Annotated in this window: 22 protein-coding genes; 14 read left to right on the plus strand and 8 right to left on the minus strand. The window is 70.0% G+C overall.

Annotated elements, in window-relative coordinates:
* Positions 1–906 carry a hypothetical protein gene (locus J8M50_RS41625; protein WP_141655568.1) on the minus strand — a complete coding sequence of 302 codons (906 nt, stop codon included), beginning with the start codon at positions 904–906 and terminating at the stop codon, positions 1–3.
* A gap of 474 nt (positions 907–1,380) precedes the next feature.
* Here J8M50_RS41625 and J8M50_RS41630 point away from each other — a divergent pair, with 474 nt between their 5' ends.
* The 4 genes from J8M50_RS41630 (at position 1,381) to J8M50_RS41645 (ending at position 5,950) form a co-directional block, all read left to right on the plus strand.
* Entirely contained in the window at positions 1,381–2,766 is a 1,386-nt protein-coding gene (locus J8M50_RS41630; RefSeq protein WP_010352639.1) for a helix-turn-helix domain-containing protein, read from the plus strand.
* Complete coding sequence (locus J8M50_RS41635; RefSeq protein WP_010352640.1) at positions 2,763–3,494, plus strand: HAD family hydrolase; 732 nt, start codon at positions 2,763–2,765, stop codon at positions 3,492–3,494. The genes J8M50_RS41630 and J8M50_RS41635 overlap by 4 nt, the downstream gene beginning before the upstream one ends.
* A gap of 105 nt (positions 3,495–3,599) precedes the next feature.
* On the plus strand, positions 3,600–5,078 hold the full coding sequence (locus tag J8M50_RS41640; protein ID WP_029183704.1) for a helix-turn-helix domain-containing protein: 1,479 nt from the start codon (positions 3,600–3,602) through the stop codon (positions 5,076–5,078).
* A 2-nt stretch (positions 5,079–5,080) separates the two neighbouring features.
* Positions 5,081–5,950 (plus strand): phosphotransferase family protein, encoded by an 870-nt coding sequence (locus J8M50_RS41645; protein WP_223786414.1) that lies wholly within the window; start codon positions 5,081–5,083, stop codon positions 5,948–5,950.
* Between the two features lie 86 nt (positions 5,951–6,036).
* On the opposite strand, the gene J8M50_RS41650 is transcribed toward J8M50_RS41645, so the two are convergent.
* On the minus strand, positions 6,037–6,930 hold the full coding sequence (locus tag J8M50_RS41650; RefSeq protein WP_223786415.1) for an ISAs1 family transposase: 894 nt from the start codon (positions 6,928–6,930) through the stop codon (positions 6,037–6,039).
* A 758-nt stretch (positions 6,931–7,688) separates the two neighbouring features.
* On the opposite strand from J8M50_RS41650, the gene J8M50_RS41655 reads away from it, so the two are divergent.
* The 8 genes from J8M50_RS41655 to J8M50_RS41690 all read left to right on the plus strand — a co-directional run bounded on the left by J8M50_RS41655 (position 7,689) and on the right by J8M50_RS41690 (position 14,489).
* Positions 7,689–8,516, plus strand: a complete 828-nt coding sequence (locus J8M50_RS41655; RefSeq protein WP_010352644.1) for an endonuclease/exonuclease/phosphatase family protein — start codon at positions 7,689–7,691, stop codon at positions 8,514–8,516.
* On the plus strand, positions 8,513–9,331 hold the full coding sequence (locus J8M50_RS41660; protein ID WP_010352645.1) for a hypothetical protein: 819 nt from the start codon (positions 8,513–8,515) through the stop codon (positions 9,329–9,331). Before J8M50_RS41655 ends, J8M50_RS41660 begins: the two co-directional genes overlap by 4 nt.
* Positions 9,324–10,067, plus strand: coding sequence for a phosphotransferase family protein (locus J8M50_RS41665; protein ID WP_010352646.1), 744 nt, complete (start codon positions 9,324–9,326; stop codon positions 10,065–10,067). The genes J8M50_RS41660 and J8M50_RS41665 overlap by 8 nt, the downstream gene beginning before the upstream one ends.
* 56 nt (positions 10,068–10,123) lie before the next feature.
* Positions 10,124–10,939: an FkbM family methyltransferase gene (locus J8M50_RS41670; RefSeq protein WP_010352647.1), complete on the plus strand. Its 816-nt coding sequence runs from the start codon at positions 10,124–10,126 to the stop codon at positions 10,937–10,939.
* Positions 10,940–11,115: 176 nt separating this feature from the next.
* Positions 11,116–11,982, plus strand: a complete 867-nt coding sequence (locus J8M50_RS41675; RefSeq protein ID WP_010352648.1) for a 3-hydroxyacyl-CoA dehydrogenase family protein — start codon at positions 11,116–11,118, stop codon at positions 11,980–11,982.
* The gene (locus J8M50_RS41680; protein ID WP_010352649.1) at positions 11,979–12,260 is read left to right on the plus strand and encodes an acyl carrier protein; all 282 of its coding nucleotides are present in this window, start codon (positions 11,979–11,981) and stop codon (positions 12,258–12,260) included. The genes J8M50_RS41675 and J8M50_RS41680 overlap by 4 nt, the downstream gene beginning before the upstream one ends.
* Positions 12,257–13,369 (plus strand): acyl-CoA dehydrogenase family protein, encoded by a 1,113-nt coding sequence (locus tag J8M50_RS41685; RefSeq protein ID WP_010352650.1) that lies wholly within the window; start codon positions 12,257–12,259, stop codon positions 13,367–13,369. Before J8M50_RS41680 ends, J8M50_RS41685 begins: the two co-directional genes overlap by 4 nt.
* Before the next feature lie 37 nt (positions 13,370–13,406).
* Positions 13,407–14,489, plus strand: a complete 1,083-nt coding sequence (locus tag J8M50_RS41690) for an HAD-IIIC family phosphatase (protein ID WP_010352651.1) — start codon at positions 13,407–13,409, stop codon at positions 14,487–14,489.
* 6 nt (positions 14,490–14,495) lie between these two features.
* On the opposite strand, the gene J8M50_RS41695 is transcribed toward J8M50_RS41690, so the two are convergent.
* The gene (locus tag J8M50_RS41695; protein WP_078480676.1) at positions 14,496–15,299 is read right to left on the minus strand and encodes an AfsR/SARP family transcriptional regulator; all 804 of its coding nucleotides are present in this window, start codon (positions 15,297–15,299) and stop codon (positions 14,496–14,498) included.
* 108 nt (positions 15,300–15,407) lie between these two features.
* A complete protein-coding gene (locus J8M50_RS41700) occupies positions 15,408–16,076 on the minus strand; it encodes an O-methyltransferase (protein WP_010352653.1) in 669 nt (222 codons plus the stop codon).
* Between the two features lie 424 nt (positions 16,077–16,500).
* On the opposite strand from J8M50_RS41700, the gene J8M50_RS41705 reads away from it, so the two are divergent.
* Entirely contained in the window at positions 16,501–19,209 is a 2,709-nt protein-coding gene (locus J8M50_RS41705; protein WP_010352654.1) for an ATP-binding protein, read from the plus strand.
* On the opposite strand, the gene J8M50_RS41710 is transcribed toward J8M50_RS41705, so the two are convergent.
* Positions 19,176–20,489: an acyltransferase domain-containing protein gene (locus J8M50_RS41710; protein WP_010352655.1), complete on the minus strand. Its 1,314-nt coding sequence runs from the start codon at positions 20,487–20,489 to the stop codon at positions 19,176–19,178. The genes J8M50_RS41705 and J8M50_RS41710 overlap by 34 nt on opposite strands.
* 213 nt (positions 20,490–20,702) lie before the next feature.
* Here J8M50_RS41710 and J8M50_RS41715 point away from each other — a divergent pair, with 213 nt between their 5' ends.
* Positions 20,703–22,034 (plus strand): PucR family transcriptional regulator, encoded by a 1,332-nt coding sequence (locus tag J8M50_RS41715; RefSeq protein ID WP_141655569.1) that lies wholly within the window; start codon positions 20,703–20,705, stop codon positions 22,032–22,034.
* 30 nt (positions 22,035–22,064) lie between these two features.
* Here J8M50_RS41715 and J8M50_RS41720 read toward each other — a convergent pair whose 3' ends face one another.
* The 3 genes from J8M50_RS41720 to J8M50_RS41730 are packed head-to-tail and all read right to left on the minus strand — an operon-like array spanning position 22,065 to position 25,919.
* Positions 22,065–23,219, minus strand: coding sequence for a substrate-binding domain-containing protein (locus tag J8M50_RS41720; RefSeq protein WP_010352657.1), 1,155 nt, complete (start codon positions 23,217–23,219; stop codon positions 22,065–22,067).
* 58 nt (positions 23,220–23,277) lie between these two features.
* Positions 23,278–24,366, minus strand: a complete 1,089-nt coding sequence (locus J8M50_RS41725; protein ID WP_010352658.1) for an ABC transporter permease — start codon at positions 24,364–24,366, stop codon at positions 23,278–23,280.
* Complete coding sequence (locus J8M50_RS41730; RefSeq protein ID WP_010352659.1) at positions 24,366–25,919, minus strand: sugar ABC transporter ATP-binding protein; 1,554 nt, start codon at positions 25,917–25,919, stop codon at positions 24,366–24,368. Before J8M50_RS41730 ends, J8M50_RS41725 begins: the two co-directional genes overlap by 1 nt.
* Between the last annotated feature and the right edge of the window lie 79 nt (positions 25,920–25,998).

The raw sequence follows: 25,998 nt of genomic DNA on the forward strand, positions 1-25,998 counted from the left end.
TCAGACTTCCTCGGCGGAGACGGATGCGGACGTGACGGCGAGGGCCACGCGGTCGGTGGAGAGGACGGGAAGACGGACCGAGTCCACGTCGCCCGACCCGTCGGACTGCGGACGGCAGACGACCTCACCGCCCAACTCCCGCAGCCAGACGGCCGTGGCTTCCGCGACCGTCGCCGTCTTGGACGGGGGAGTTCCGAGGCGGGACACCGACACCGACACAACCAGCGACCCGTCGGCATCAACTGATATGACCGGCGTGACCGGACCTTGCCCACCACGCTCCACAGCCCTGCTGACCAGCTCCATGACAGCCAGGACTCCGGCAAGCGGATACCTCATCCACTCCACGGTCATCAGGACCCGGCGCGTGTCCGACCGCTCCTTCAACGGGGCCATGGTGCCCATGGAGAACTGCGTCGCCCCGTACTGGGAACGACTCATCGAACCCGGGGAAAGCGGGTTCCGCTCAGCGACGTACCCGCCCGGCGGCACCACCTCACTCGCCTCGGTCACCGCGATGAACGCCAAACTCTGTGCGAACCAGCCCAGTTGCTCCGCAACCTCGTCGGGATGGGAACTGATCACGGAGAGCGTCGGGACCACGACGCCGTTAGCACGCCCGGAGTAGATCTCCCGCCGTACCGCACCCCACCCCGGCTGGGCCGCACACGTACTCCAGCCGTAGTCGTCCGCGAATACCTGCCCGACCCGCCAGTCTTGTTTCTCGACGAAGAGGAGAGCGGCCTTCAACAACCGCTCCGGGTGTTGCGTGCCCACCGCCGACACGTATAGGCACACCTGCGGCACTTGCCCGGACTCATTGACGCGCAAGACGACCTGGTCCTGCCGGTACAGGGGGGCGGCCGAATTCAGGGGATGCGGGTCGACAGCGAGCCGGGTCGTCAAGCCCGCGTCCCTCGGCGCGGCGCCATCGGTGCCGAAACACCTCAACGCCGGTGAAGGCATGCTGTATTGAGGCCGGACGCAGCCGCACTGGCGCAAGGCCGTCGACTCCGCGACAAGAGAACCGAAGACGGCTCCAGAACCCCCCGGAAAGGCAATCACCCATGTCTCCTGTACGTCAGAACGCACCGTAGAGTGCCGTCGAGGCGGCTTCTGCCACCTGGACGCTCATCTGGGCATAGTTTGTTTAGAGTTCGGCAATGACGCACATCTCAGAAGTGATATCACTGAGGTGATTCCGGTCCGGGAGGCCCGAAACCGCATGTGCTCGGTCAGGGGGAGAGAGTGCTTCAGCACGAGCGGCGACTCTGTGAACGGTGCGGATGTTCCCTGAGTCAGTACAACGCCGACGCGCTCTGCACGGCCTGCGCTCGCTCACGAACGAGGGAGAACCGCACCCCTTCTGTCCCGCAACACGTGTGGCTCGACCCGGATGTCCGAAACGCGCTCGGCACCTGGGACTTCGGTAGCACCAGCCGCCTCATCCGACTCCGCAGCGGTCTCCGGCAGGAGGACATGGCCCACCTCACGGGCCTGAGCCAGGCGTTCCTGTCCATGTTGGAGAAGGGCAATCGCCGTCTCACCAACATCGACAAGATCATCGAGTTCCTCACGGGTCTCGATGTACCCGTCGGCCTGATCGCGCTTCCACTTCCGCAAGTTCCCGCGTCGGTGGTGCAGGAACACACGGCCCAGTTCGCCGGTGACGCTGATCCCAGCCTGCCCTGGACCGCGGCCCGTATGGTGGCAGCACTGGATATCGCGGTAGGAGGCAGAGAGATGGACCGTCGACGACTCCTCACCGCGAGCGGAGTCGCCCTCACCGCGTTCGTGAACGCATGGGACGCCGCCGAAGCCGAGCCTCTCCAGCGAGCAGCAGAAGGAAGCCGCCTCACCCACGACCTCCTCGACGGCCTCCAGCGCACGACCGACAACCTGCGAACCATGGACGCGAGCGACGGCAGCGGCACGCTCACAAGTCTCAGCAACCGTCACCTCCAGTTCCTGAAGCACCTCCTGGAAGAAACGTCGTACGACGAGGCCAGAGGGCGGCGGCTCGCGGCGATCATCGCCGACACCGCCGCGCAGACCGGATGGTTCGTCTTCGACTCCGGTGACCGCGACCGCCCGCTCAGCTATCTTTACGCCGCGCTCCGCGCCGCCAAGGTCTCACAAGACGTACGGCTCGGTGCCGGCGCCCTCTCCTACATCGCCATCCACGGCTATTCCACCGGCGCCCCTCACCACGCCGTCACCGCAGCACAGCGGGCTCGTGACAAGGTCAGAAAACTCGATACGCCTGCCCTCGAAGCGATGCTCCTGACCCGGCAGGCTCGTGGGCACGCCAAACTCGGCGAGCGGCAGGCGGCGCTCGCCGCGCTCGGAAGAGCTGCTGAACTGTGTTCCCAAGGCCGGTCGGAGCACGATCCGCACTGGCTCTACTGGATCAACGAGGGCGAGATCCACGGACAGGCGGGCAGCTGCTATCTCGACCTCGGCGACCCTCGCAACGCCGTCGCCAGCTTCATGAAGGCCCGGGAGACGCACAATCCGGCGGAGCACCGCACCAGAGGACTGTTCCTCTCCCGCGCCGCAACCGCCCACATTGAGCAGGGCGACCTCGAAGCCGGTTGCGCCACGGCGCACGAGGTACTCGACCTTTCGGAGAGACTTCAGTCGGCACGGCTCGACAGCCACGTCACGAGCATGATCCAGCAACTCCGTACGGTCGCCCACAGCCCGTACGCTCAGGACGTACTGGAGCGACACGTCGCCATGACGACCCCAGGGAGCCGAACGTGACCGACGCCGCGCAGGTCCTCGTGCTGTGGGACATCGACCGCACCCTGCTGTACGTCGGGGACATCGACCGGCAGGTGTACCGGGAGACCTTCGCCGAGATCGTCGGCCGCCCCGCGCAACGACTTCCGGCCCGCGGCACCGGCGTCACCATGCCACTCGCCATTAGATCCCTGCTCCTGGACAACGATGTCCCCGAGCCAGAAGTCCCCGCCCTGGTGCCGCGCATGGTGGCACTCCTGCCGCAGCGCCTCGCCGTGCACGCCGACGATCTTCGCGAGCGAGGCGTACTCCTGCCCGGCGTCGTGGACGCCCTCAAGGCCGTACGCGCGCAACCGAACTTGCTTCCCACCGTCCTCACGGGAAACCTCAAGCCCAACGCACTACTGAAGCTCGAAGCGTTCGGCCTCGACGAGTTCCTCGACACGCAGATCGGCGGATACTCCTCGGACAACGACCACCGCCCGGCGCTCGTCGCCGTCGCGCAGGAACGGGCCCAGGCCAAGCACGGAACCACCATCTTCACCCGCACCAACACCGTCATCATCGGAGACTCCCTCGAAGACGTCCGTACGGGGCTCGAAGGCGGCGCAGCCGTGATCGCAGTCACGTCCGGCAAGGCCACCGCCGACGAACTTGCCGCAGCCGGCGCCGACCTGGTCCTCGACAGCCTCGAAGACGTCCCCCGACTCCTGGAGGCGATCGCTACGGCGACCCGCAACCGCACCTGATGGCGGTCACCCGGTAGGAGGCTCCAACTGCCCGTATTACACAAGTGATATGAGCCCGCACGTACTCCGCCTACGCTGGCGAGCGCAGACGGAAACGGGGGCGCGATGCCAAGGTCCACTCGCGTATGCGTTGGCTGCGGATGCCACCTGAGCTTGTACAACGGCGAAGACCACTGCGCCGCGTGCGTCCGCGACAGTCGCCTCGACACCCGCGTCCAACACCACGTTCCGGACTTGGTCTGGCGAGATCCGGAGGTTCAGGCGGCACTCGCCACATGGGACTTCGGGAAGCTCAGCCGTCTCATCCGTGAACGGGCGGCGCTCCGCCAGGAAGACATGGCCCACATGACGGGGCTCAGCCAGGGCTTCCTGTCCGCGCTCGAAGCAGGAACCCGTCGCCTGAGGAACCTCGACAAGGTCGCCAGTTTCCTCGAAGGCATCGAGACACCCGAAGCCCTGCTCCCCCCACCGTTCCGTGAACATCGTGCAGCCCTCAAGCAACTGCCGCTGCCATCTCCGGACCCACCCGCCGTCGACCTCCAGGGCACGCACGGCCGGCCGACAACGGACCTCTACGAGCTTGCGGCACAAGCTGCCGCCGAGTCGCTGCTCTTCGCGGACGCCGCCACGAAGAGCAACGTAAGCGAAATCCAGCTGGAAACGCTCGAATCCAGGATCACCCGGATCGCGACGGACTACGTCCACGCCCCGTTGCGCCCGCTCTTCCACGACCTGTTGTCGACGCGAGACCAACTCTTCTCACTGCTGCGCGGCCACCAACCACCGGGCCAGACCCGCGAGCTGTACCTCCTCGCCGGTACGAGCTGTCTGCTCCTCGCCCACGCGTCACAGAACCTCGGCGACCCGGACGCCGCAGTCGCCCAGCTCCAGACGGCCGGAACCTTCGCCGAGCATGCCGACCACGCCGACCTGCGAGCCTGGGTCAAGGGCACGGCCGCGCTGATCGCGGAGTGGTCCACCCACCCATACACGGCCATCGAGTACACACACCAGGCGACCCGGTTCACCCCTGTCGGCGAGACCCGGATCCGAACCGCGGCAATCCGAGCCCGCGCAGCGGCTCGCGTCGGAGACCGGAATACGGCAGAGGCCGCGCTCAGGGAACTTGAGCGCGCCCGCGAACAGCAGACGAACCCCGCCGGACTCGTCAGATTCGGAGGGCTCCTCACTTTCCCGGAAGCCAAGCAGGAGTACTACATCGGCGGAACGTACGCCCTCCTCGGCGAGCACGAGAAGGCCGAGCAGCACGCCACCGCCGCGATCGACTTGTACGAGGCTGGCCCCAAGGAGCAGCGCTCGTACGGCGACGAAGCGCTGGCTCGCCTCGACATCGTCACAGCGCGCATCGCAACAGGGGAGATCGAGGGCGCTGGCGAACAACTCCGGCCCATTCTCGACCTACCGGCCGACCGTCGTATCCGGCAGCTCGGCGACGCCGTGCAGGGAGTGGCTAGGCTTCTCGAAGAACCACGGTTCGCCCGGAGCCCGGTGGTCCGCGAGCTTGCCGACGCCACTCGCGGCTATCAGGCCATCGACACGAGAGCGAAGGCCCTCACCTCATGACGATGACGGTCTCCCCTGAGTCCGCCGCTCGTACGGCCTGCCGGACGGTGGGCCTGACCGACTGCCTCCTTTTCCCGCTTCACCACCACGCCACTTCTGTGTACCTGCTCGCTGGGGAGGGGGTCGTGGTCCGCGTCAGTCCCGTCTCCCAGCAGCAGCGCCTGTCGACGGCCGTCTCGCTCACGCGCTGGCTCGTCGCGAACGGCTTTCCGGCGACGGAGCCGGTCGACGTGTCCCAACCGGTGGCATACGGGCCGTACGCCGTCACGTTCTGGCGGCACTATCCTCAGCCCGCGAACAGGGTGCCTCCGGCAGGGCAGTTGGGCTCTCTGTTGAGCACCCTGCATTCGCTACCAGCTCCGCCGGTGGCGCTGCCGAGGTACCAACCACTCACCTCGTTCAAGACCGCCGTCGAATCCAGTACCGACCTCGCACCGAACCACCGGTTGTGGCTCATGGAACGCGGACAAGAACTCCTCCACGCCTACGGAGAACTCGATTTCCCCCTGGGGCACGGGCACCTCCACGGCGACGCCTATCCGGGCAACACGCTCTGGGACGAGCGCGATGTCCGGCTCGGAGACTGGGACGAGGCGGCGGTCGGACCGCGCGAGATCGACTTGGCCAACACCTTCCAAGGAGTGCGCTTCGGTCGTACCTCCGCAGAACTGGACGACTTCAGCTCCCAGTACGGCTACGACCTCCGGCGCTGGCCCGGCCTTCAGGTCCTGTGCGGCATTCGGGACCTGCATACACTCGGTTCGTTCATTCGCCGGGCCGACCGCGGAGACACCGCCGCTGCGGAGCAGTTGTCGTACCGCATTGAGACGCTCAGGAGCACGGACACCCGGGCGCGATGGGGTGCGGCGTGAGGACTTCGTGACCGTCTGGGGGCAAGGGGCGCAGGTTCAAATCCTGTCGTCCCGACTGTGGAAGTCGCAGGTCGGAAGCCGTTCTCTCAATTCTGGGAGGGCGGCTTCCGGTGTGTCCGGGGCCATGGTGGTCGCAGTGTGGTCGCACGCCCGGTCTGCTGCAGTGAAGCTGAAGGCCGGGGACGCTGGGGTGGGGCGCCTACGGAGGGCGCCGCGGAGGCGGCCTGGAGGGCGTGCGGGTAGTCCAGGTGCGCGAACGCGGCGGTCTTCAGCCGACGGATCTCGTCACGATGATGGGCCCGGCTGCGCTCGCAGTGGTCCAGTCGGATGTCGCGCCAGGGCAGCCCGCAGATCTTCTCGTACAGGCCGGGGTGGTTCCGCTTGACGACGGCCAGGTAATGCGCTCCGCGATCGCTCAGGTAGGAGGCATGGCCATGCTGGGTGTGCAGCGCGTCTGCGGTGATCAACGTGCCGGTCAGATCGATGCCGTCCAGGAGCGGGGCGAAGGCCGGGATCTCGTTGCTCTTGCCGTCGACCTGCCGCTGGGCGAGGACCTGGCCGGGGTGGGTCGTCGCTGCGATCAGCACGGTGGCCGGCCGCTTCCCGGCACGGGAGCCGCGGAGCGTCTTGCCGTCGACGGCGATGACCGTCCGTCCCGGGGTTGGTGCCCGACGTTCTTGGAGGAAAAGCCCGATGGCGCGGTCCAGCGCATCGCCGTCCGCGGCGGCCAGGACAAGGCGGATGGTCGTGGTATGGGGTGGCCGGATGAGACCGGTCAACGGATCGGGGCGGAACCCGAGCGAGGCCAGGACGCGCTGCGGCGCGTCAGCGATCCACTCGCCGATCGCCGTGACGGAGGCGGCCCCGGCCAGAACGGCGGCGGCTGCGGCGGCCAGCAGAGCCAGCCACGGGTGACGGACACCGCGACGAGCCCGCGGGTCGGGCACCGAGGCCAGATACCTCCGCAGGTCAGCGGTCATTTCCAGCGGGATAGGGCTGGAGGAGTTCCCCAGTTGCTGCAGGCATAACGGGATCCGGGAAGATGGGCTCGCAGGCATGGACTCGCTCGGTGCTCATACGGACTCGACACCCACATGATCACCAGCGGCGATGCCTGTCCTGTATCCAGGTCACTCCGGAACGAAGCCGATATCTCATCACATCCTGCGCTCAGTAGGCGAACCGCCCACCTCGCGACTTCTCAAAGACCCTGAGGGATTGGTGGCCGCCATGATCGCCCAGGGTGGACTTCGCTGCGAACGGGAAGGCATGCATGAGCAGGTCCTTCCGTACCTGCACCGCTGGGTGGCCGACCTGAAACCGATCTGAATCCTCGGACCATGGCTGATTGAAGTGCTGAAGCCCCCTTGCGGCCCTTGAGTCACCCTTTATGTCGCATTGAGACCTGAGTACCGCTTCCGTTGCTTTGGGGACCAGTTGGGGACCACACGGCCTGCACCGTAGTGAACGACGAAGCGCTTCGCACACAATATGCGCCCAGATTAAGTGAGTTATGTCAGGAAAATTCCCCTGACCCTCACTCCTGGGGGTCAAGGGGTCGCAGGTTCAAATCCTGTCGTCCCGACGGTGATGGCCGCAGGCCGTGTCAGAGAGATCTGACACGGCCTCCGTGCGTTCCGGGGGAAGCGGGCGGCTTGCACGGCCATTCCGGTGAGGAGGCCGGCGGGCTAAAATCGGCCGACGCACAGGGGCGGGCTGATGCGGGGGGCGGTCCTTCATGCGGATCATCAGCTGGAATCTTCTCGACGGCGGTAGGGGAAACGGCAGCCACAAACGGCTGAACCGGGCGGTCGACATCGTGCACGCCTCCGCCCCCGACCTCGTCTTCTTCCAGGAAGCGCGCGACTTCGACGCACACGGCTGCCGCCTGCTCGACGACGTAGGGGGCCGGCTGCGGCTGTCCGGGTTCCTGTCCCCGTCGGACAGCGGATACCACGTCGCCGCATTCGTACGCCGCGATCTCGCCGTGACCTGCACCCGCTTCAGCCGTCCGGATTTCTTCCACGCCCTGATCGGTCTGCGCGTCGCGCTCCCGGACGGAGGCGTCCTCCACGCCCTGGGCGCGCACTGGTGCCCGGACTCCCCGGACGTCCGCCTGACCGAAGCGGCCAATCTGCTGAAACTCGTACGCGACGACGAGCCGACCCTGGTCGCCGGTGACCTGAACTCCCCGGACCCGCACGGCGATCACACGGCGGCGATGGCGGCGATGCGGCCCGAGGACCGTGCGCGCTACTGCGCGCCGGACGGCAGCACGACCGCGGACACCCGCGCTCTTCGCCGACTGGAATCCGCCGGGCTGGTGGACGTGGGGCGGCTCCACGGCTCGACCGGTCACACCCTGCCGACCGCGTTACCCGTGCCGGGCGCGGCCTTCTCCCCGCTACGGCTCGACTACTTCTACGCGACAGCCCGGTTGGCGGCCACGACCACGGACTACCGCGTCCTCAGGAACGCGGAGACCGACCGGATCTCCGACCACTACCCCATCGTGGTGGACCTGGACGTCACCCGGCTCGGTCCGACCACGGCCGAGCCGTCATGACCGGCGCTCCGGAGCCTTCGAGACTGGAGAGCCGGAAAGTCCGGCGCCTGCTGCTCTGCTGCCTGGTCCTGCCTCCCGTCGCCTCGGTGGTCGCCTCGGCGATCGGGGCCCTGGACCTGACCGCCAGCCTGACGATCATGGTCGGCGCCGACCTGACCCTCCTCACCATCCTGGTGGAGATCACACTCCAGGGCAGGGCCGCGCAACGCGCCGAGGTCAAGGCGTTCAGGAACGACGACGAAGCCGTGCCGTACCTGATCGCCCATGTCGTCCAGGAGCGCCCCCGCACGGTCGACCTGCTGGAGTACAGCGCGTTCGGAGCGCTGCCCCTGCTCGCGAAACTCGGCGAGGAGGGGTGCACGAGACAGGTCCGGCTCCTCGTCGCCCACCCGTCCGCCGCGATCAGCGACTACCAGCGGGACTACCGCCTCGCGGAGGGCCTGCGCGCGCTCGCGTACCGCATCCCGGCGGACCGCGCGCAGAGCATCGGGCTCCAGATCAAGTGCTACTCGGAGACCGCCTCCCTGCGGGGGAGGCTCCTGGGCAAGGAGGTCCTGGCGGTCGGCTGGTACTCCTACGACGACCGCGGACTCGCCGACCCCGGGGGCCGGCCGCTGTCCGGTGCGTCCAACTCGCTCGTCGGCACCACCGTGCACAGCGCCGAGGGCCGGCATCTGATGAACCTCTACCAGCGTGTGTTCGAGAACCTGTGGCGGGACGCCGCCGAGCCCGATCAGGCGTGGGAGCCGTACCGCGGTGTGCTGCCGCATCTGCCCAGTGCCGAGTGGCTGACCGTGGTGCGGTCACATGCCTGACCCCTCGCTCACCGCGCCGGGCCGTCTGATCGCCGAGGGGCGCGAAGCGCGGGTGTTCGGTCTCGATGGAGGGCGCGTCTTCCGGGTGAGCTGTGGTGGGTACGGCAGTGACGAGCGGGCCTTCCTGGCTCATGTCGCGGCGTGGGAGCACGGTGCCCCCGTCCCGCGTCCCTATGGACCGGCTCGCATCGGCGGGCTGCCGGGACTGGTGATGGAGCGTCTGGACCCCTTCCATCTGCTGCACAGTCTGGGCAGGGCTCCGTGGACCGTGGTCACGGCCGGGCGTGTCCTGGGGGGTGTCCACGCGGCTGTGCACGGTGTGGTGGCACCCACGTCGCTGCCCACGATGCACGACGTGCTGAGGTCGCGTATCGCCTGCCGGGACCTGCCCCGGCACCGGCTGGAGCGGCTGATGCGGGACCTTCCCACCGGGAGCCGGCTTCTGCACGGGGACTTCAACCCGGCCAACCTGCTGAGGTGTCCCGCCACCGGTGCGTGGCTGACCGTCGACTGGTCCGGCGCCGCGCGGGGTTGCCCTGCCGCCGATGTCGCGCTCACTCTCGTCACCATCGCGCGTGGTGCGGTGCCGGCGGCGGCTCCGCGGTGGGCACGCGCGGCGGCGCCGGTGGGGCGGCGGCTGCTGTCCCGTGCCTACCTCGACGGCTACCGGGCGCGGTGTCCGCTCGATCTGGACGCCGTACGGCAGTGGGCGGTGGTGTGGCGGTTGCTGCGGTGAGCGGCGCCGGAACAGAGGGGCAGGAGGGGCACACGCACGCCGGGCAGGGTGGGGCGTTGGCGCGTCTCGCGCGCCTGGTCCCGGAACACGCGGCGTCGGGTCTCACCGGTCCGTGGTTCGGCGGTACGCGCAGGGCTGCTCTGGGCCGGTGGCTGCTGGGGCCGCTGCGCCGCCGGGACGTGGTCATTCCCTTCGGGGCCTGTGCGGGAATCCCGTTCAACGCCGGGGGTTCCGCCCCGAGTTTCGCTCTGGGGATCAGCGAGCCCCATGTCCAGGCCGCGCTGCGTGATCTGCTCGGGCCGGGTGACGTGTTCTACGACATCGGCGCCAACGTCGGTTTCTATACGGTGCTCGGGGCGCGCCGTGTCGGCCCGGAGGGGCACGTCTACTCCTTCGAGCCGCTCCCGGAGAACGTGGCGGCGCTGCGGCGCAATGCCGGCTTCTCCCATTGGCCGAACGTGTCGGTGCTGGCATGTGCCCTCGCCGACCGGTCCGGACCGGCGATGCTCACGCCGGCGGGGGAGCCCTTCTGGGCGAGGCTGAGTACGCTGCCCCCGCCGCCCGGGGCGCGCGCCGCGATCCCTGTCAGCTGCCGGTCCGTCGACGAACTCGTCCGGGGCGGGCGGATCGCCCTGCCGCACGTCGTGAAGATCGATGTGGAGGGTGCGGAGCTCGGGGTGCTGCGGGGCATGGCCGGCACGCTGCGCACGGCCCGGCCCGTCATCGTGTGTGAGACGCACGGGACCGGGGAGGAGACGCGCGCCTTTCTCTCGGCGGCGGGCTACACCGTGGAGCCCCTGCGGTACGGGTCCCGTTCCCGGCGCGGTGCGTCCCGCCACGTCCTCGCCGTCGCGGCGACGCCGAGGCCGTAGAGAGGGCCGGCCGGACCGGCAAAGGGCCTTGGGGCGAAGCCCCCTTGGGACAGCTGCTCAGAGTTGGCGTTCCGGTTTGTGACTCCAGCGCGATCGGTCCGGGCGCGCCGTTGTGTTGACTGTGCACCGCATCATGCTGAACCTGCGGGTCGGATCACGTGCGGAACGGTGGTCAAGTGGGCACAGAGTCGGAGACATACCAACTGGGCGTCCTGGGCGCCGGTGTCATGGGTTCGGGTATCGCGGCTCTCGCGGTCGGGCACGGCGTGCCCGTGGTCCTCGTGGACACCGACCCAGAGGCGCTGGCCCGTGCGGAGGCCGCCGTCGCCCACCAGGTGCGGCACGCCGCTCTGGTCGCCGCGCTGCCCGCCGGGCTCCCCCGGGGCGAGCTGGTCCTCAGCACCTCCGCCGAGGACCTCGCCGGCGTCACGGCCGTCGTCGAGGCCGTCACCGAGGACTTCGCCGCCAAGACGAAGGCGCTGGCGACGGCCACCGAGGCGGTCGTCCCCGGTACACCGCTGCTGACGAACACCTCCGGCATCCCCGTCGACGAACTCGCCGACGGCCTGCCCCGCCCCGGCGACGTCATCGGCACGCACTTCATGAACCCCGCGTACCTGATCAAGATGGTCGAGGTGAGCCGGGGCCCGCGCACCGCCGACCCCACCCTCGCGGCCACCGAGCGGCTGCTCACCCGGCTCGCGCGACAGCCCGTGGTGATACGCGACGCGCCCGGGTTCGTCACCAGCCGACTCCTGCACCCGATGATCAACGACGCGATCCGGGTCGTCGCCGAGGGCACCGCCTCGGCCGAGGCGGTCGACCAGCTGATGCGAGGCTGCCTGGGCCACCCGACCGGACCCCTGCGCACCGCCGACCTGATCGGTCTCGACAACCTCGCGGACGCGCTCACCGCCCTGCACCTGCGGACCGGTGACGAACGCGCCGAGCCCTGCGCGCTGCTTCTGGAGAAGGTGCGCGCAGGCGACCTCGGCCGCAAGACGGGCCGGGGCTTCTACGACTACGGAGAGGGCATGAAGTGAGCGACACGGCAGCCGCCTCGGCGGACGAGGCGGACGAGGCGGAGGCGGCGGAGATCTCCGCCTCCCTGACGCGCTATCTCCACGAGCGGCTGAAGGTCGAAGTGGCGCCCGACGACGACCTGTTCGCCGCGGGCCTCGCCAACTCGATGTTCGCCATGGAACTCGTCGTCCACCTGGAGCAGACGTTCGGTGTGATGGTCGAGGGCCAGGACCTGAAACTCGACAACTTCCGCAGCGCCCGGTCCATGGCGGGACTCGTCACCCGGCTCCGGGCATGAGCGTCGCCGTCACCGAGGAGACCGGCGAACGGGCACTGATCGCCCGGCTCGTCGGTGACCGGCCCGGGGCCTGGGACCTCGCCGGGGAGATTCCCGCGGCGGTGCTGCGGGAACTGGGCGGGCGGGGCCTGCTGTGCGCGCAGGTCCCCGAACGGTACGCCGGACGCGGGTACACCAGTGAGCGCAACGGTGAACTGACCGCGTACGTCGGCAGCCTGTGCAGTTCCCTGCGGAGCGTCATGACCTCCCAGGGCATGGCCGCGTGGACCGTCCAGCGGCTCGCCGACGCCGGACAGCGCGAGGCGTATCTGCCCCTGCTGACCGGCGGCAGGCTCGCCGCGGTCGCCTTCAGCGAGACCGAGGCGGGCAGCGATCTGTCCGCCATCGGCACCCGGATCACCGAGGACGGCGACGAGGTGGTCGTCGACGGCGCGAAGGTCTGGGTGACCGGGGCGAGCTACGCGGACCTGGTCCTGGTCGTCGGCCGCTGCGCCGACGGGGCCGGTGTCGTCGTCGTCCCCGCCGGCGCGCCGGGGGTACGGATCGAGAAGGTCGCCGACCCGCTCGGCTGCCGGGCCGCCGGACACGCCTCGGTGCGGCTGGACTCCGTCCGGCTGCCGTCGTCCGCGCTGCTCGGCGGTGGCGGGCAGCCGCTGTCGCTGCTGGTGACCACGGCGCTCGCGTACGGCCGGATGTCCGTGGCGTGGGGCTGCGTCGGCATTCTGCGCGCGTGCCTGGACGCGGTCGCCGCGCATGCCCGTACCCGGTACCAGTCCGGCCGGCCGCTGGCCGAGCACCAGCTCGTCGTCCGGCACCTGGCCGAACTGCTGGTGTCCGAACAGTCCGCGACCCGGGTCAGCGAGCACGCCAGCCGCTGCTGGGACGCCGGTGCCCCCGACCAGGTCGCGGCGACCGTCCTGGCCAAGTACCTCAGTTCCGGACACGCCGTCCGGGGCGCGGCGTCGGCCGTACAGGTCCTCGCCTCGGCCGGGGCGACGGACGGGCACGTGGTGGCCCGCGCCTACCGCGACGCGAAGTTGATGGAGATCATCGAGGGCAGCAGCGAGATCTGCCAGCTGATTCTCGGGCAGCACGCCCTGTCCCGGTGACACGCATCCAGGAGGACCCGGAGAAGGGGAGACGCCGATGTCCGGCAACACGCCGCCGTTGGTGAAGTGTCTGGTGTGGGACCTCGACAACACCTTGTGGCAGGGCACGCTGCTGGAGGACGCCCAGGTCCGCTTCGACGAAACGGTACGGGAGGTCGTGGAGCGTCTCGACGAACGCGGCATACTCCAGTCGATCGCCAGCAAGAACGACCACGACCTCGCCTGGCAGCGGCTCGAACGGCTCGGCGTCGCCGACTACTTCGTCGTACCGAAGATCGGCTGGCGGCCGAAGTCGGAGTCGGTCCGGCGCATCGCGGAGGAACTCCGGTTCGCCCCCACCACCCTGGCGTTCGTCGACGACCAGCCGGCCGAGCGCGCGGAGGTGGCCTTCCACCTGCCCGAGGTCCGCTGCTACTCGAACGAGGACGTCCTTTCCCTCCCGGAGCTGCCCGAGTTCACCCCGGCCCGTACGACCGCCGACGCGCGCCACCGGCGTTCCCTGTACCAGGCCGGCTTCCGCAGGCAGGCGGCGCAGGAGGATTTCGCGGGTGCGGACAGCGCCTTCCTGCGCACCCTGGACATGGAACTGCGCGTCGGTCACGCCAGCGCCGAGGACCTGGCCCGGGTCGAGGAACTCACGCTGCGGACCAGCCAGATGAACGCGACGGGCGTGCACTATCCGGACCACGTGCTGCGCGGGCTGATCGACGACCCCCGCCATGCCGTCCTCGTGGCCACCCTGACCGACAGGTTCGGGACGCACGGGGCGATCGGAGTGCTGCTGCTGCGGACTCAGGCGCGGATGTGGCACCTCAAACTGCTGGCCACCTCCTGCCGCGTGGTGTCCTTCGGGATCGGCGGTGCCATCCTCAACTGGCTCATCGACGCGGCCCATGAGGCGGGCGTGCACATGGTCGCCGACTTCCGCCGGACGGAGCGCAACCGGATGATGGACATCGCCTACCGGCTGGCGGGGTTCACCGAGGAGAGCTGTTCCTGCCTGGACCCGGAGCACCTCGTGCCGGGTCCGGAGGATGACGGCGTCGTCAGACTTCACCTCGTCCCGGAGCGCAGGACGGTCCCGGACACCATCAGGCTCGTCGCCCCGTCCCTGACGTGACGGGGTTCACCAGGTGCTGTGGGCCGGTACGAGGGTGTTCTCGGGGTTCCAGTCGAGAGAGGCGTCCTGATTGAGGATGAGCAGGTAGAGGTCCCGCAGGTCCTGGCTCGGCTCGTGGCCGAGGCGCTGGACGAGCGCGAGCCGGGTGCGGCGGTAGACGGCCAGGGCGTCGAGCTGCCGTCCGCACCGGTACAGGGTCACCATGCACTGAGCGGTGATGCGTTCGTGGGGGACGGCGACCTCGGTCAGGGAGACCAGGTCGGCGACGATGTCCCGGTGTCTCCCGTAGGACAGCGCGATGCCGAAGAGGTCCTCCAGCACGGTCTGGCGCCGGTGTTCCAGGGCGCGCAGCTCGGGCCAGGACATGCCCGACTCGGCCAGGTCCTCCAGCACCGGCCCTCGGGACAGGGCCAGAGCCGCTCGCAGGGCGCGGGTCGCGGTGACCGGGGAGCCGGCGTGGAACGCCTCCCGGGACTGGCCGATCAGGGTGAAGAACCGCGTGCAGTCGAGCCGCGCGGGGTCGACATGCAGCGTGTAGCCGCCGTCGCCGGTGACGAGTTCCAGCCGGGCGTCGGGGACGGACGCGCCGGCCAGCCGGGCACGGAGCCGGGATATCGCTTTGTGCACCATTTTGCCGGCCGTCGCGGGAGGGCTGTTTCTCCACAGGGCGGCCACGAGCCTGTCGGTGGTGACGACGCGATTGTCGCGCAGAAGCAGCATTCCGAGGGCTGTGCGCTGGTGAGTTCCGGCAAGGGCTATGGGGGTGTTGTCGGCTACTACTTTCAACGGACCGAGTACAAAAAAATACATTTTTGCTCTTTCGGTTCTTGCTCTTTCGGCCGCGCTTCTTGGGTCCTACGACCTTCAACTACCCCTCGGGCGGGGTCTCCACTCCAGACGACAGGTGTGAGTGGTTTCTCAGAGTGTGTGCTTGCGGGCGAGCGTGATTCCGTCGGCCATGGGGAGGAGCGAGATCTCGACGCGCGGGTCGTGGTGGAGGAGGGCGTTGAGTTCGCGTACGGCCGTGGTGTCCTCGTGCCGGTCGGCGGGGTCGGCGACCCGGCCGAAGAGGACGGTGTTGTCGAGGACGGCGAGTCCTCCCGGCCGCAGGAGGCGGAGGGCCGTCTCGTAGTAGTGGGGGTAGCCGGCCTTGTCGGCGTCGATGAAGACGAGGTCGACGGTGGACTCGCCCTGTTCGTTCAGGAGGGCGGTGAGGGTGTCGCGGGCGTCGCCGATGCGGACGTCGATGAGGTGGTCGACTCCGGCGCGTTTCCAGTACGGGGCGGCGTAGCGGGGCCATTTGGGGTTGACGTCGCAGGTGATGAGCCGTCCGTCGGAGGGGAGGGCGCGGGCGAGGCAGAGGGTGGCGTAGCCGGTGAAGGTGCCGATCTCGACGACGGTGCGGGCCTGGACGAGCCCGGCGAGGAGCCCGAGGAGCTGGCCCTCCTCGGGCATGACCTGCATGGTGTGGCCCATGGGGAGTTCCCGGGTGTCCGATCGCAGGTCGGCGAGGACGTCGTCCTCGCGCAGGGAGACGTCACGGATGTAGGTGAGCAGTTCTGCGGAGAACTCCGTCTGGTCTGCCACGTATCGGATCCTTCCTCGGGCCGGGGAGCCGGCTGACCTGCGAGTTATGTGCGTCGTGTGGAGATGATGAACAATTCGGGAACTTGTCCGCTTCGTGGCTCTTCGGGGGTTGTGGCGGGTTGGAAATTATCGGTCAATATTGACCCAGGGGTCTGGTTTTCTGGTCCGAGGTGATGTGTATGTTCACTCATGCCCTGTGCATAGCTGACGGCGTGAGGGGGGAGTCGTGGAATTCCAGGTCCTGGGTTCGCTCCGGGTGCTCTGTGGAAACGGTGAGATTCCGCTTCCCGGGGTAAAGAGTCGTGCCGTGCTCGGATATCTGCTGCTGCACCCCAATCAGGTTGTTTCGAGCAGTGCCCTGACCGCCGCATTGTGGAACGGAAAGGAACCCGCTTCCGCCCGCAAGATTCTTCATAATTCCGTGATGCAGGTGCGCAAGACGCTTTCCGGTCATGCGAAGGACCGGGACGGAGCCGCGGTGGAACTGCTGACGCGGGCTCCGGGGTATCTGCTGAAGGTCGGCGAAGAACTGATCGACGTGACGCGGTTCGGATCGCTGGTGCGACGAGGCCGCACGCTGATGGCCGAAAGGGCACCGGAGCGGGCCGCGTCGGCCTTCCGGCAGGCGCTGGACCTGCGCCGCGGGGAGGTGCTGGTGGACCTGGTCGAGGCCGGAATCGCGTGGCCCGAACGGGACGCCGTCGAGAACGCCTGCCTGGACGCCTTCGAGGACTACGCCGAGGCGGAGCTGATGTGCGGCCGGCACGAGGAAGTGCTGGTGGAGCTCCAGCGGCTGACCTTCGCCACGGGACAGCGCGAACGGCTGCTGGGCCTGTGCATGATGGCGCTGGTCCGGTGCGGCCGGCAGGCGGAGGCCCTGGAGATGTACGAGCGCCGGTGCGCCGTACTGGAGCAGACGTTCGGCGTCGAACCCGGCCCCGAACTGCAACGGCTGCACCACGCGATCCGTACCCGTGACCCCGTCCTGCTGCTGCCCGGTGTCGGTCCGGGATGGTGCCGGACCGGTGGACAGGCCACGGCCCCGCAGCACGGGAACGTACGCGACGCCGGGCCTTCGCGGCGGTTGCCCGGCGCCGCGACGCAGGCTCCCGGACACGCCGGCCGGATGCCGGCGGAGCGCAGGCAGGTGAGCCTGCTCCAGGTGCGGGTCCTGTGGCGGTGGCGGGACCTCGACACCTTTCCCGAGTCCGTGGAGGAGAGGCAGGCGCAGATGCACGCCGCGGTCCGGGAGGAGGCCGGCCGTTTCGGCGGAACCGTCCTGTCCCGGACGGGAGCCGACTGGCTGGTGGCCTTCGGCGCCGACTCCTCCCGCGGCGACGACCCGTACCGTGCCGTCCTGTGCGCGCTGGCCCTGCGCGCGCGGTTCACCCACGGCGACCACGACGCCAGAACGGCCGACGACTACCCGGCGGCGGACGGCGGGGTGCTCGCCGTCGTCGCCTCGGGGCTCGCCCTCGTACGCGCCGGGGCCGACGGCGGGCCGCCCGCCGTCAGCGCGGCGGCCGGCGAGAGGTGCGCCTTCCTGCTGCCGTACGTCCAGCGCGACGAGATATGGGTCTGCGACCGGACCCGGCAGGCCACCGAGACCAAGGTCGTCTACCAGCGCGCCCAGATCCAGAGCGTGGTGTGGAACGCGATCGGCGTCCAGCCCTACGGCCGCGACCTGGCCGTCCCGCACGTGACGGTCGGCCGCGACCGGGAACGCATGCAGCTGAACGCGGAGTTCGGCCGCTTCCTCGGCGGAACCGGGCCCCACCTCGTCACCGTCGCCGGCGGCCCGGGCACGGGTAAGACCCACCTCACCGCGCAACTCCTGCGGACCGTCCGGCAACGGCCGGCGCACGAGCCGGCGCCGCCCATCGTGCGGCTGCCCGCCGTCCTGGACGACTGGTCCCTGGCCCACGCCCTGCGGGAATGCTGCGGCATCACCGCACGCGATCCCCAGGACGTGGCGCGGACGAAACTGGGCCGGACGGTCGCCGACACGGCCCGCACACCGGACGAGGCGGACCGGACCCGCGCCGCGCTCCTCCCGCTCCTGGAACGGACACCGGGCCGCAGGGGCAACGCCGACCGGCCCCAGGCCCTGATGACCCTGCTGGAGTCCCTGGCCCTGTCGCGCCGGCTCGTCCTGGTCGTCGACGACGTGGAGTTCGCCGACCCCCTCGTCCTGGATTTCGTCGACCGCCTCTCCGAACCGTCCGGTGACGCCTCGGTGTTCGTGGTCGCCGACGCGCGCTACGAGGCGCGGGAGACCCGGCCCTCCTGGTTCGGGACCCGGCGGCACGGTACGACGGTGACCGTGCCACCCCTTCCGGACCGGCACCTGGACACGCTGTGGGGCCACCTGCTCCGCCACGCCGGCCTCGTCCCCTGCCCCGTTCAGGAGAACGCCGCCTTGGACGACCTGCTCACCGGACTGCGCCGCGTACTCGTGCCAGTGTGCGCGGGCGTCCCCCTGATCGCCCACGACTACGTACGGCTGATCCGGGACGCCCTCCGGCCCGGCGGCGAGGCCACGGCGGACGACACGCACGCCGAACGCCTCGTCCGCGCCGTACCCCCCACCCTGCGATGGCAGTCCGAGGCCGCGCTGGACCGGCTGCCGGGCGCACTGCGGGGCACCCTCCAGGACGCCGCCACCGTCGGCACCGTGGTCTGGGCCGAGGCGGTCGCGGCGGCCGGCGGCCGGGACCCGGAGGAGGTCCGTACCGATCTCGACGACCTGGTGCACCGCGGTTTCCTGTCCGCCGCGGACGGCGATACGCCCTGCCGGCATCCGCACTACGCCTTCCGCGACGCCGTCGACCGCCATGTCGCCTACGCGCGCCTGCCGCTCCAGGCGTGCGCGCAGAAGAGCGCCGACTACGCCCTGTGGATCGCGGGACACACCCCCGGCCAGCGGGCCGAGTTCCTCCGGCACCTCGCCTGGAGCGAGGGGCTGCCCGAGCCCGGTGACGCCGCCGGGACCCAGAAGCCCGACCTGCCCCGCTGGTACCCGCACCAGCTGCTCCCCCTCGTCGAGGGAGTCAGGGCACTGCTCTGCCACGACCAGGAGACGAAGACGGCCTTCCCGCTTCAGCATGACGCGCCCTGCCCCGCCTTCCCGTAGAGGCGCCGCCAGTCCACGGGCACCCCGTGCACATGGGCGTCCGCGAGCGCGGTGACGAAGCGCCGCATGCCCCCCTCGCCGCGCCGCAGGCTGGCGAGCAGCGACACGGGGATCCCCGCCTGGTCGGCGGTCTCCTGGAGGCCGAGGTTGAGCACCGGCTGCGGACCGCACTCGACGAACGCGTCGTAGCCGTCCGCGAGGAGCGCCGTCACCGTCTCGTGGAAGCGCACGGTCTCCCGGAGATTGCGGTACCAGTAGTCGCCGCCGAGCTCGGCCGGGTCGATCCGCCCGGCGGTGACACTGGAGTAGAAGCCGACGGCGGTGTCGCACGGGCGGGTCTCCTTCGACAGGCGCAGGACCTCGTCCCGGATCGCCTCCACCTGGCCGGAGTGGGCGGCGAAGTCGACTCCCGGCAGCCGCCACCGCAGAATCCGGGCGGCGGAGAGAGCCGACTCGAAACCGGTGAGCGCCTCCAGACCGCCGGAGACGGTCAACGCGCCCGGGCCGTTGACGGCGGCCACCCACAGCCGCCCCTCCTGGCCCGACAGCATCTCCCGCACCTGCCCGCCGGAGCCCATGACGGTGACCATGGCCCCGTCGCCGCGGATCGCGTCCAGCGCCCGGCTGCGCAGGGCGACCAGCCGCGCCGCGTCCTCCAGCGAGAGCGCCCCCGCCACATGCGCGGCGGCGATCTCGCCCTGGGAGTGCCCGACGACGGCGGCCGGCTCGATCCCGAACGAGCGCCACAGGGCGGCCAGCGACACCATGGTCGCGAACAGCACGGGCTGCACGACGTCGACCCGGTCCAGTGGCGGCGCACTGTCGCAGCCCGTCAGCACCTCCTCCAGCGACCAGTCGACGTACGGGGCCAGCGCCCGCTCACAGGCACGCACGCGCTCGGCGAACACCGGCTCCGAGCGCAGCAGGTCCACGGCCATCCCGGGCCACTCGGTGCCCTGGCCGGGGAAGACGAACACCACCCGGCGGCCCGCCTCGCCCGTACCGGTGAGGAGGTTGGGTGCCTCCCGGCCGACGGCGAGCGCGTCCAGCCCCGCCAGCAGCCCTTCCCGCGTGTCGTCGACGACGACGGCGCGCTCCCCGGACGACGCGGCGCCGGCGACGAGCCGTGCGCCGATCTCGGTCTCCGGCGTGCCCGGGTCCGACCGGACCTGGCTGCTGAGCCTGGCCGCCCGGGCGGCCAGGCCGGCGCCGGTTCTCGCGGACAACACCCAGGCCACCGGTACGGAGGCGGAGTCCTTGCCGTCGGCCTCATGGCCCATGGGTTTTCCCTTCGGTCGCAGGAGATTCTAGGTAACGCCGGGCAACTCATGGCTCATTGCCGGGTATGAGTTACTCGGCTTATCACTGATACTCAGCAATTACCCAGTGATTCCTCGACCCCGATCACGGGGTGATATCTTTTGGATCACTGAGCCGCTCCCTATGGTCGGGACCATTTCCGCAGGTGAAATAGAAACGCTGGAGGATGCGTTTTGATACATTTGCTGCGCCCCATTGATCACGAGGCGCTGAATCGGTCGGCCGTCGGCAGGCAACTGCTCGACCAGGCGATTTCCTTGGTGGGCCCGGCAGCGGTGGGCTGGGTCGTGGAGAAGAGCCGGGTTCTGGTCGACCGGGTCGCCGCGAAGCCCGATTTCGGGGATCTCGGCTCCCGCATCGAGCCCCGACTTTTCGAGGCGGTCTCCCTGTGGGGGCTGCTGCGGTTGGGCGGTCTCGGCACCCTGCCGGAAAGCGTGAAGGATGAAATCGGTGACACGGTCCGCAAGGGCGTGGAATCCGGAATGCACGTCGAACAGCTGCTGCGCCGCGTGCGTTTCATTCACGCGGAACTCATGCAGGAGTTCTTCGCTTTCTGCGCCGCCGCCCTGCCCGTGGCGGAGCGCCCGGCGGCGATGCAGCGGCTCTCCGTGGAACTCTTCGACGGCATGGAGCGGCTGGTCCTGTTCGTCGGCAACACCTTCGCGCAGTGCCGGGCGCGCTGGCTCACCGGAGTCGCCCGAGGGCGGATCACGCTCGTCAACGCGATCCTGGAGGGCCAGCCGGTCGACCTGGCGGGCACGGTGCAGCGCCTCGGCTACGACCTGACGCTGCACCACGTCGCCCTGATCGTCGCCTGCGAGGAGCCCGTACCCGACCGGGTCGGCGGGATGAAGGACACGGCACTGAACCTGCTGGAGGCGGCCGGCTGCTCCTCCACGTTCCTGCTGCCCGTCGGTACCACCCGGCTGTGGGCCTGGGGAGGCCGCAGCACCGCCCGTCCCACGGCCTTCCGAAGCATCGAGAAGCCGCTCGCGGTACCCGCCCACATCCAGGTCTTCTCCGGACTCCCGGGCGACGGTATCGCGGGCTTCCGCCAGTCCCACTTCCAGGCGCGCGCCTGCGAACCGCTGGAGACGGTGGGGGAGACCCGGCCCGCCGGCGTCCGCGACTACGGCGCGCTGGAACTCCTCCTGCTGCTCGGCAACGAGATGGCGGCGGCGACGGACTTCGTCGTGCGTGAACTCGGCCCGCTGGCCACCGACGACAAGGCCACCGCCGCGCTCCGGGAGACGGTCCTGTGCTATCTGGAGCAGGAACGCAGCGTGGCCGCGACCGCCGAACTCCTCTACGTCGCCAAGAACACCGTCCTGTACCGGGTCAGGAAGGCCGAGCAACTGCTCGGCACGTCCCTGCGCGAACTGGGCGAGGACCGGCTCCGGCTGCACAGCGCGCTCTACCTGGTCCAGAAACTCGGCACCACCATGCTCGTCCCCCGGGACCGGGAGACACCGCCCGCCGCCCTGCCGAGCCGCCGCTCCGCCTGACCGTGAAACCAGGACCGCGGGCGGCCGGGGTCACTTCCCCCAGAGTTTCCGGTACCCCTCGCGGTACCCCGCCGGATCCCAGGAGGACGTGCCGCCGGCGTTGTCGGCCGTGGTGATGTGGGCGGGAGCGACGTAGCCGCTGGCCGGTGCGCCGGAGAAGGAGCGGTTGAACTCGTCGACGATCTGCCAGCCCTGTTCCGAGAGCGGTTCGGGGACCGTCGCCGACTGGAACTGCCCGCTGCCGATGCGCTGGAAGGCGGACGGGTCGCCGTCGCCCGCGCCGATGTTGAAGGGGGCTCCGCCGCCCTGCCTGCCCGCCGCCCGCAGCGCGGGTGCGGCGTCGGCGAAGTAGAGGTCGTTGATGGCGACGGAGTGCGTCCACTTCGTCCCGTACCGGGACAGCAGCGCGGACACTTCCTGCGGCGTACGGCTGCTGGCGTCGGCGATGGGGATGTTGGACGTCGTCAGGACCTTGACGTCGGAGCAGGTGGCGAGTTCCTTGGCGATCAGGTCCGACTTGCCCTTGGCGAACGGGATGGAGGCGTCGGTGAAGACCACCACCCCGGCCCGGCCGTCGGACTGGCTGATGACCCAGTCGGCGCTGATCTTCGCGACGTCCTCGACCCTGGTGGTGACGTTGCTGAAGAGCTTGGGGCTGGTGCTGGGGCCCGGTGTGCCCACGGCGTGCCAGCCGATGAGCGGGATGCCGGCGGCGTCGGCCTGGGCGACCTGCTGAGCGGTCGACCTGGGGTCGAAGCCGGACAGGACGATGCCGTCGGGCTTGACGGCGACGGCCTGGCTGAGGGCCGCCTGGATGCCGGCCGGGGTGCCCTGGCCGTCGAGGATCCGTACGTTCCAGCCGATGGCCCTGGCAGCCTCCCGGACGCCGTCGGCGGTGCCCGCGACGCCGGGGTTGGTCATGCTCTGGGCCACGTAGACGATGTTCTTGCCGGACACCGCTTTGGGGCCGGTGGCCGGGCCGTTCCAGGGGGCGTCGACGTCCTCGGCCGCCTTGACGGCCGTCCTGGCTTTGGCGAGGACGGCCGGGCAGCCGGCCTTCGCGGAGGATGCGGCGTTGGTGGCGGCGGCTTGTGAGCCGCGGGTGCAGCCCGAGGCGAGGGCGGTGACCACGGCGAAGGCGGCGATGGCCCTCAGTGGTACCGCGCGGGCGACCTGGTGGGTCACGGCGAGGCTCCTTGCTGACATGCGGAAGGGGGGGAGGGGTGCTCATCAGGAGGGGGCGTCAGGAGGAGGCGTTCCCGGCGCGCAGCCTGCGGCGGGCGGAGTAGCCGGCCAGGCCGACCGCGAGCAGGAGGGTGCCGCCGTTGAACAGGGACGTGGCCCAGAACTCGGCCCCCAACTGCTGGATGCCGGCGAGACCGATGGCGAGGACGGAGACGGCGACCACGGTGCCGGCGGCGTTGGCACGGCCGGGCCTGATGGCGGTGGAGCCGAGCAGCGCGCCGACGAAGGCGGGCAGCAGGTAGTCCATGCCGACACTGGGGTTGCCGATCTGCTGCTGGGAGGCGAGCAGGACTCCGGCGCAGCCGACCACGGTCCCGGAGCCGGCGAAGGCGTAGATGCCGTACCGGCGGGTGGGGATGCCGACCAGGTCGGCGGCCCGGGCGTTCGAGCCGATGACGTACAGATAGCGGCCCAGCGGCAGCCGCTCCAGGAGCAGCCACAGGACGACGGCGAGGCCGAGGACGTAGAACGCGGACACCGGCAGGCCGAGGAACGTCGAGTCGTACAGGTCGGTGAAGGCGGCAGGCAGTCCCTGCGGGCCGGGGACGATGCGGGCGCCGTCGGTGATCCAGCCGGTGCAGGCGTAGAGCACGCTGCCGGTACCGAGGGTGGCGATGAACGAGTCGATCCTGGCGAACTCCACCAGCAGGCCGTTGAACACGCCGACGACGCAGCCGCCGACGACGACCGCCAGGCAGGCCGGCGGCCAGGGCCAGCCGTTGTTGACGATCAGCTGCATCGTCAGCACGTGGGCCAGACCGAGGCCGTAGCCGACGGACAGGTCGAACTTGCCGGTGACGATGGGGATCATCGCGCCGAGCGCGAGCATGGCCGGGATCGACTGGTTGGACAGGATCGAGGAGATGTTGTCGAGGGTCGGGAACGTGTCCGGCAGGGCGAGGGAGAAGACCAGGAAGAGCAGGGCGGTGAGGGCGAGCAGTCCGTAGGTGCCGATCAGGTGGCCGGGGCCCGCGCGACGGGAGGCGCCCTCCGGGGCGGCGGTCGTACGGGGGCGCGTCTTCGTGCCCCGTCCACCGCCGGACTCGGGCTGCTGCGGGCTGCGGGAGGATCCGGTCTCGATGGCCATCAGTGATCGCCTGTTCCGGTCAGCGCCGGCATGGCCGACGCGGCCTGGGTGAGTTCGGTGACGGTGAGGGTGTCGCCGGACAGTTCCGTCGTCGCGGTGCCCCGTACGAAGACCAGGGCGCGGTGGCAGACATCGGCCACCTCCTCGAAGTCGGTCGAGATGAGGAGGACGGCGAGCCCTTGGGCGAGGGCGTCGTCGAGGAGCCGGTAGATCTCGGCCTTGGCGCCGACGTCGACGCCCGCCGTCGGCTCTTCGAGGATCACCACGCGGCGGCTCAGCCGCAGCCACCGGCCGATCATGACCTTCTGCTGGTTGCCGCCGGACAGGGTGGCGATCGGTGCCTCCGGGGCGGTGGGGCGGACGCCGAACCGCTCGATGAGCGAGCGGGCTTCGGCGCGCTCCTGCCGGGGGCTGATCCAGTGCCAGGGGGAGCGGGTGTCGACGCGCGGATTGGCCAGGAAGTTCTCCCGCACGGTGAGTTCGAGGGCGCAGCCCTCCTCCTGCCGGTTGCTGGTGACGAAGCCGATTCCCGCGTCCACGGCGGCGGCGACCGACTCCGGGTGATAGGGCCGGCCGTCGAGCAGCGCCCGGCCGCCGGTGAGGGGCCGGGTGCCGGCGAGGGCGCGGCCGAGGTCCAGGTGGCCGGCTCCCGTGAGGCCGACCATGCCGAGGATCTCCCCGGCGCGCAGGTCCAGGTCGACGGGTCCGGCGCCCTCGGTGGTGACGCCGGCCAGCCGCAGCACGGTGGTGGCCGCTGCCCCGGTGGTGCGGGGGCCGGGCGGCCGGTGGCTCTGCGGTTCGTGGCCGACGATGTCGCGCACCAGCCGGCCCTGGCTGTGTCCGGCGAGGACGCCCTGGCTGATGAGACGGCCGTCGCGCAGGACCGCGAAACGGTCGGAGACCCGGTAGACCTCGTCGAGGCGGTGACTGACGTAGACGATGGCGTGGCCACGGTCGCGCAGGGTGTGCAGGACGTCGAAGAGCCGGACGCAGTCCGCTGCGGGCAGGCTCGCGGTCGGTTCGTCGAGGACGATGAGACGGGCGCGGGTGGACAGCGCGCGGGCGATGGCGACGAGGGAGCGTTCGGCGCGGGTGAGGTCGGCGACGGCCGCGTCGGGGTCGAGGTGGCCGGCCACGATGTCCAGCGCCTCGACGCAGCGCCGGCGGACCTGCCGCCAGGAGACCAGGCCGGCGCGGCGGGGGTAGCCGGTGCCCAGGGCGACGTTCTCCGCCACCGTCATCCACTCGACCAGACCGAGGTCCTGGTGGATGAAGGACATCTCGGCGGACGCGGCGTCCGTGCCGAGGGGGTGGCCGGCCACGGTGATCCGGCCCTCGTCGGCACGGTGGACACCGGCGAGGATCTTGATGAGGGTGGACTTCCCGGCGCCGTTGTGGCCCAGGAGAGCGAGGACGCTGCCCGCGCGCAGGTCGAGGTCCACGTCGGCGAGGGCCAGGGTGCCGCCGAACCGCTTGGACAGTCCGCGGATCGTCGCCAGCGGGCGGGAGGCCGGGGGGTTGGGGGGAGCTGTGTCTTCGGGAGCGTCGTTCACAGACTTCTCCGGAATGTGCAGGCCGAGGACCGATCCAACGGCTCGACCAACATCCTGAACTCGGGCCAGCATTGTGGTC

Source organism: Streptomyces acidiscabies (assembly GCF_020010905.1).
GTDB classification, from domain to species: domain Bacteria; phylum Actinomycetota; class Actinomycetes; order Streptomycetales; family Streptomycetaceae; genus Streptomyces; species Streptomyces acidiscabies.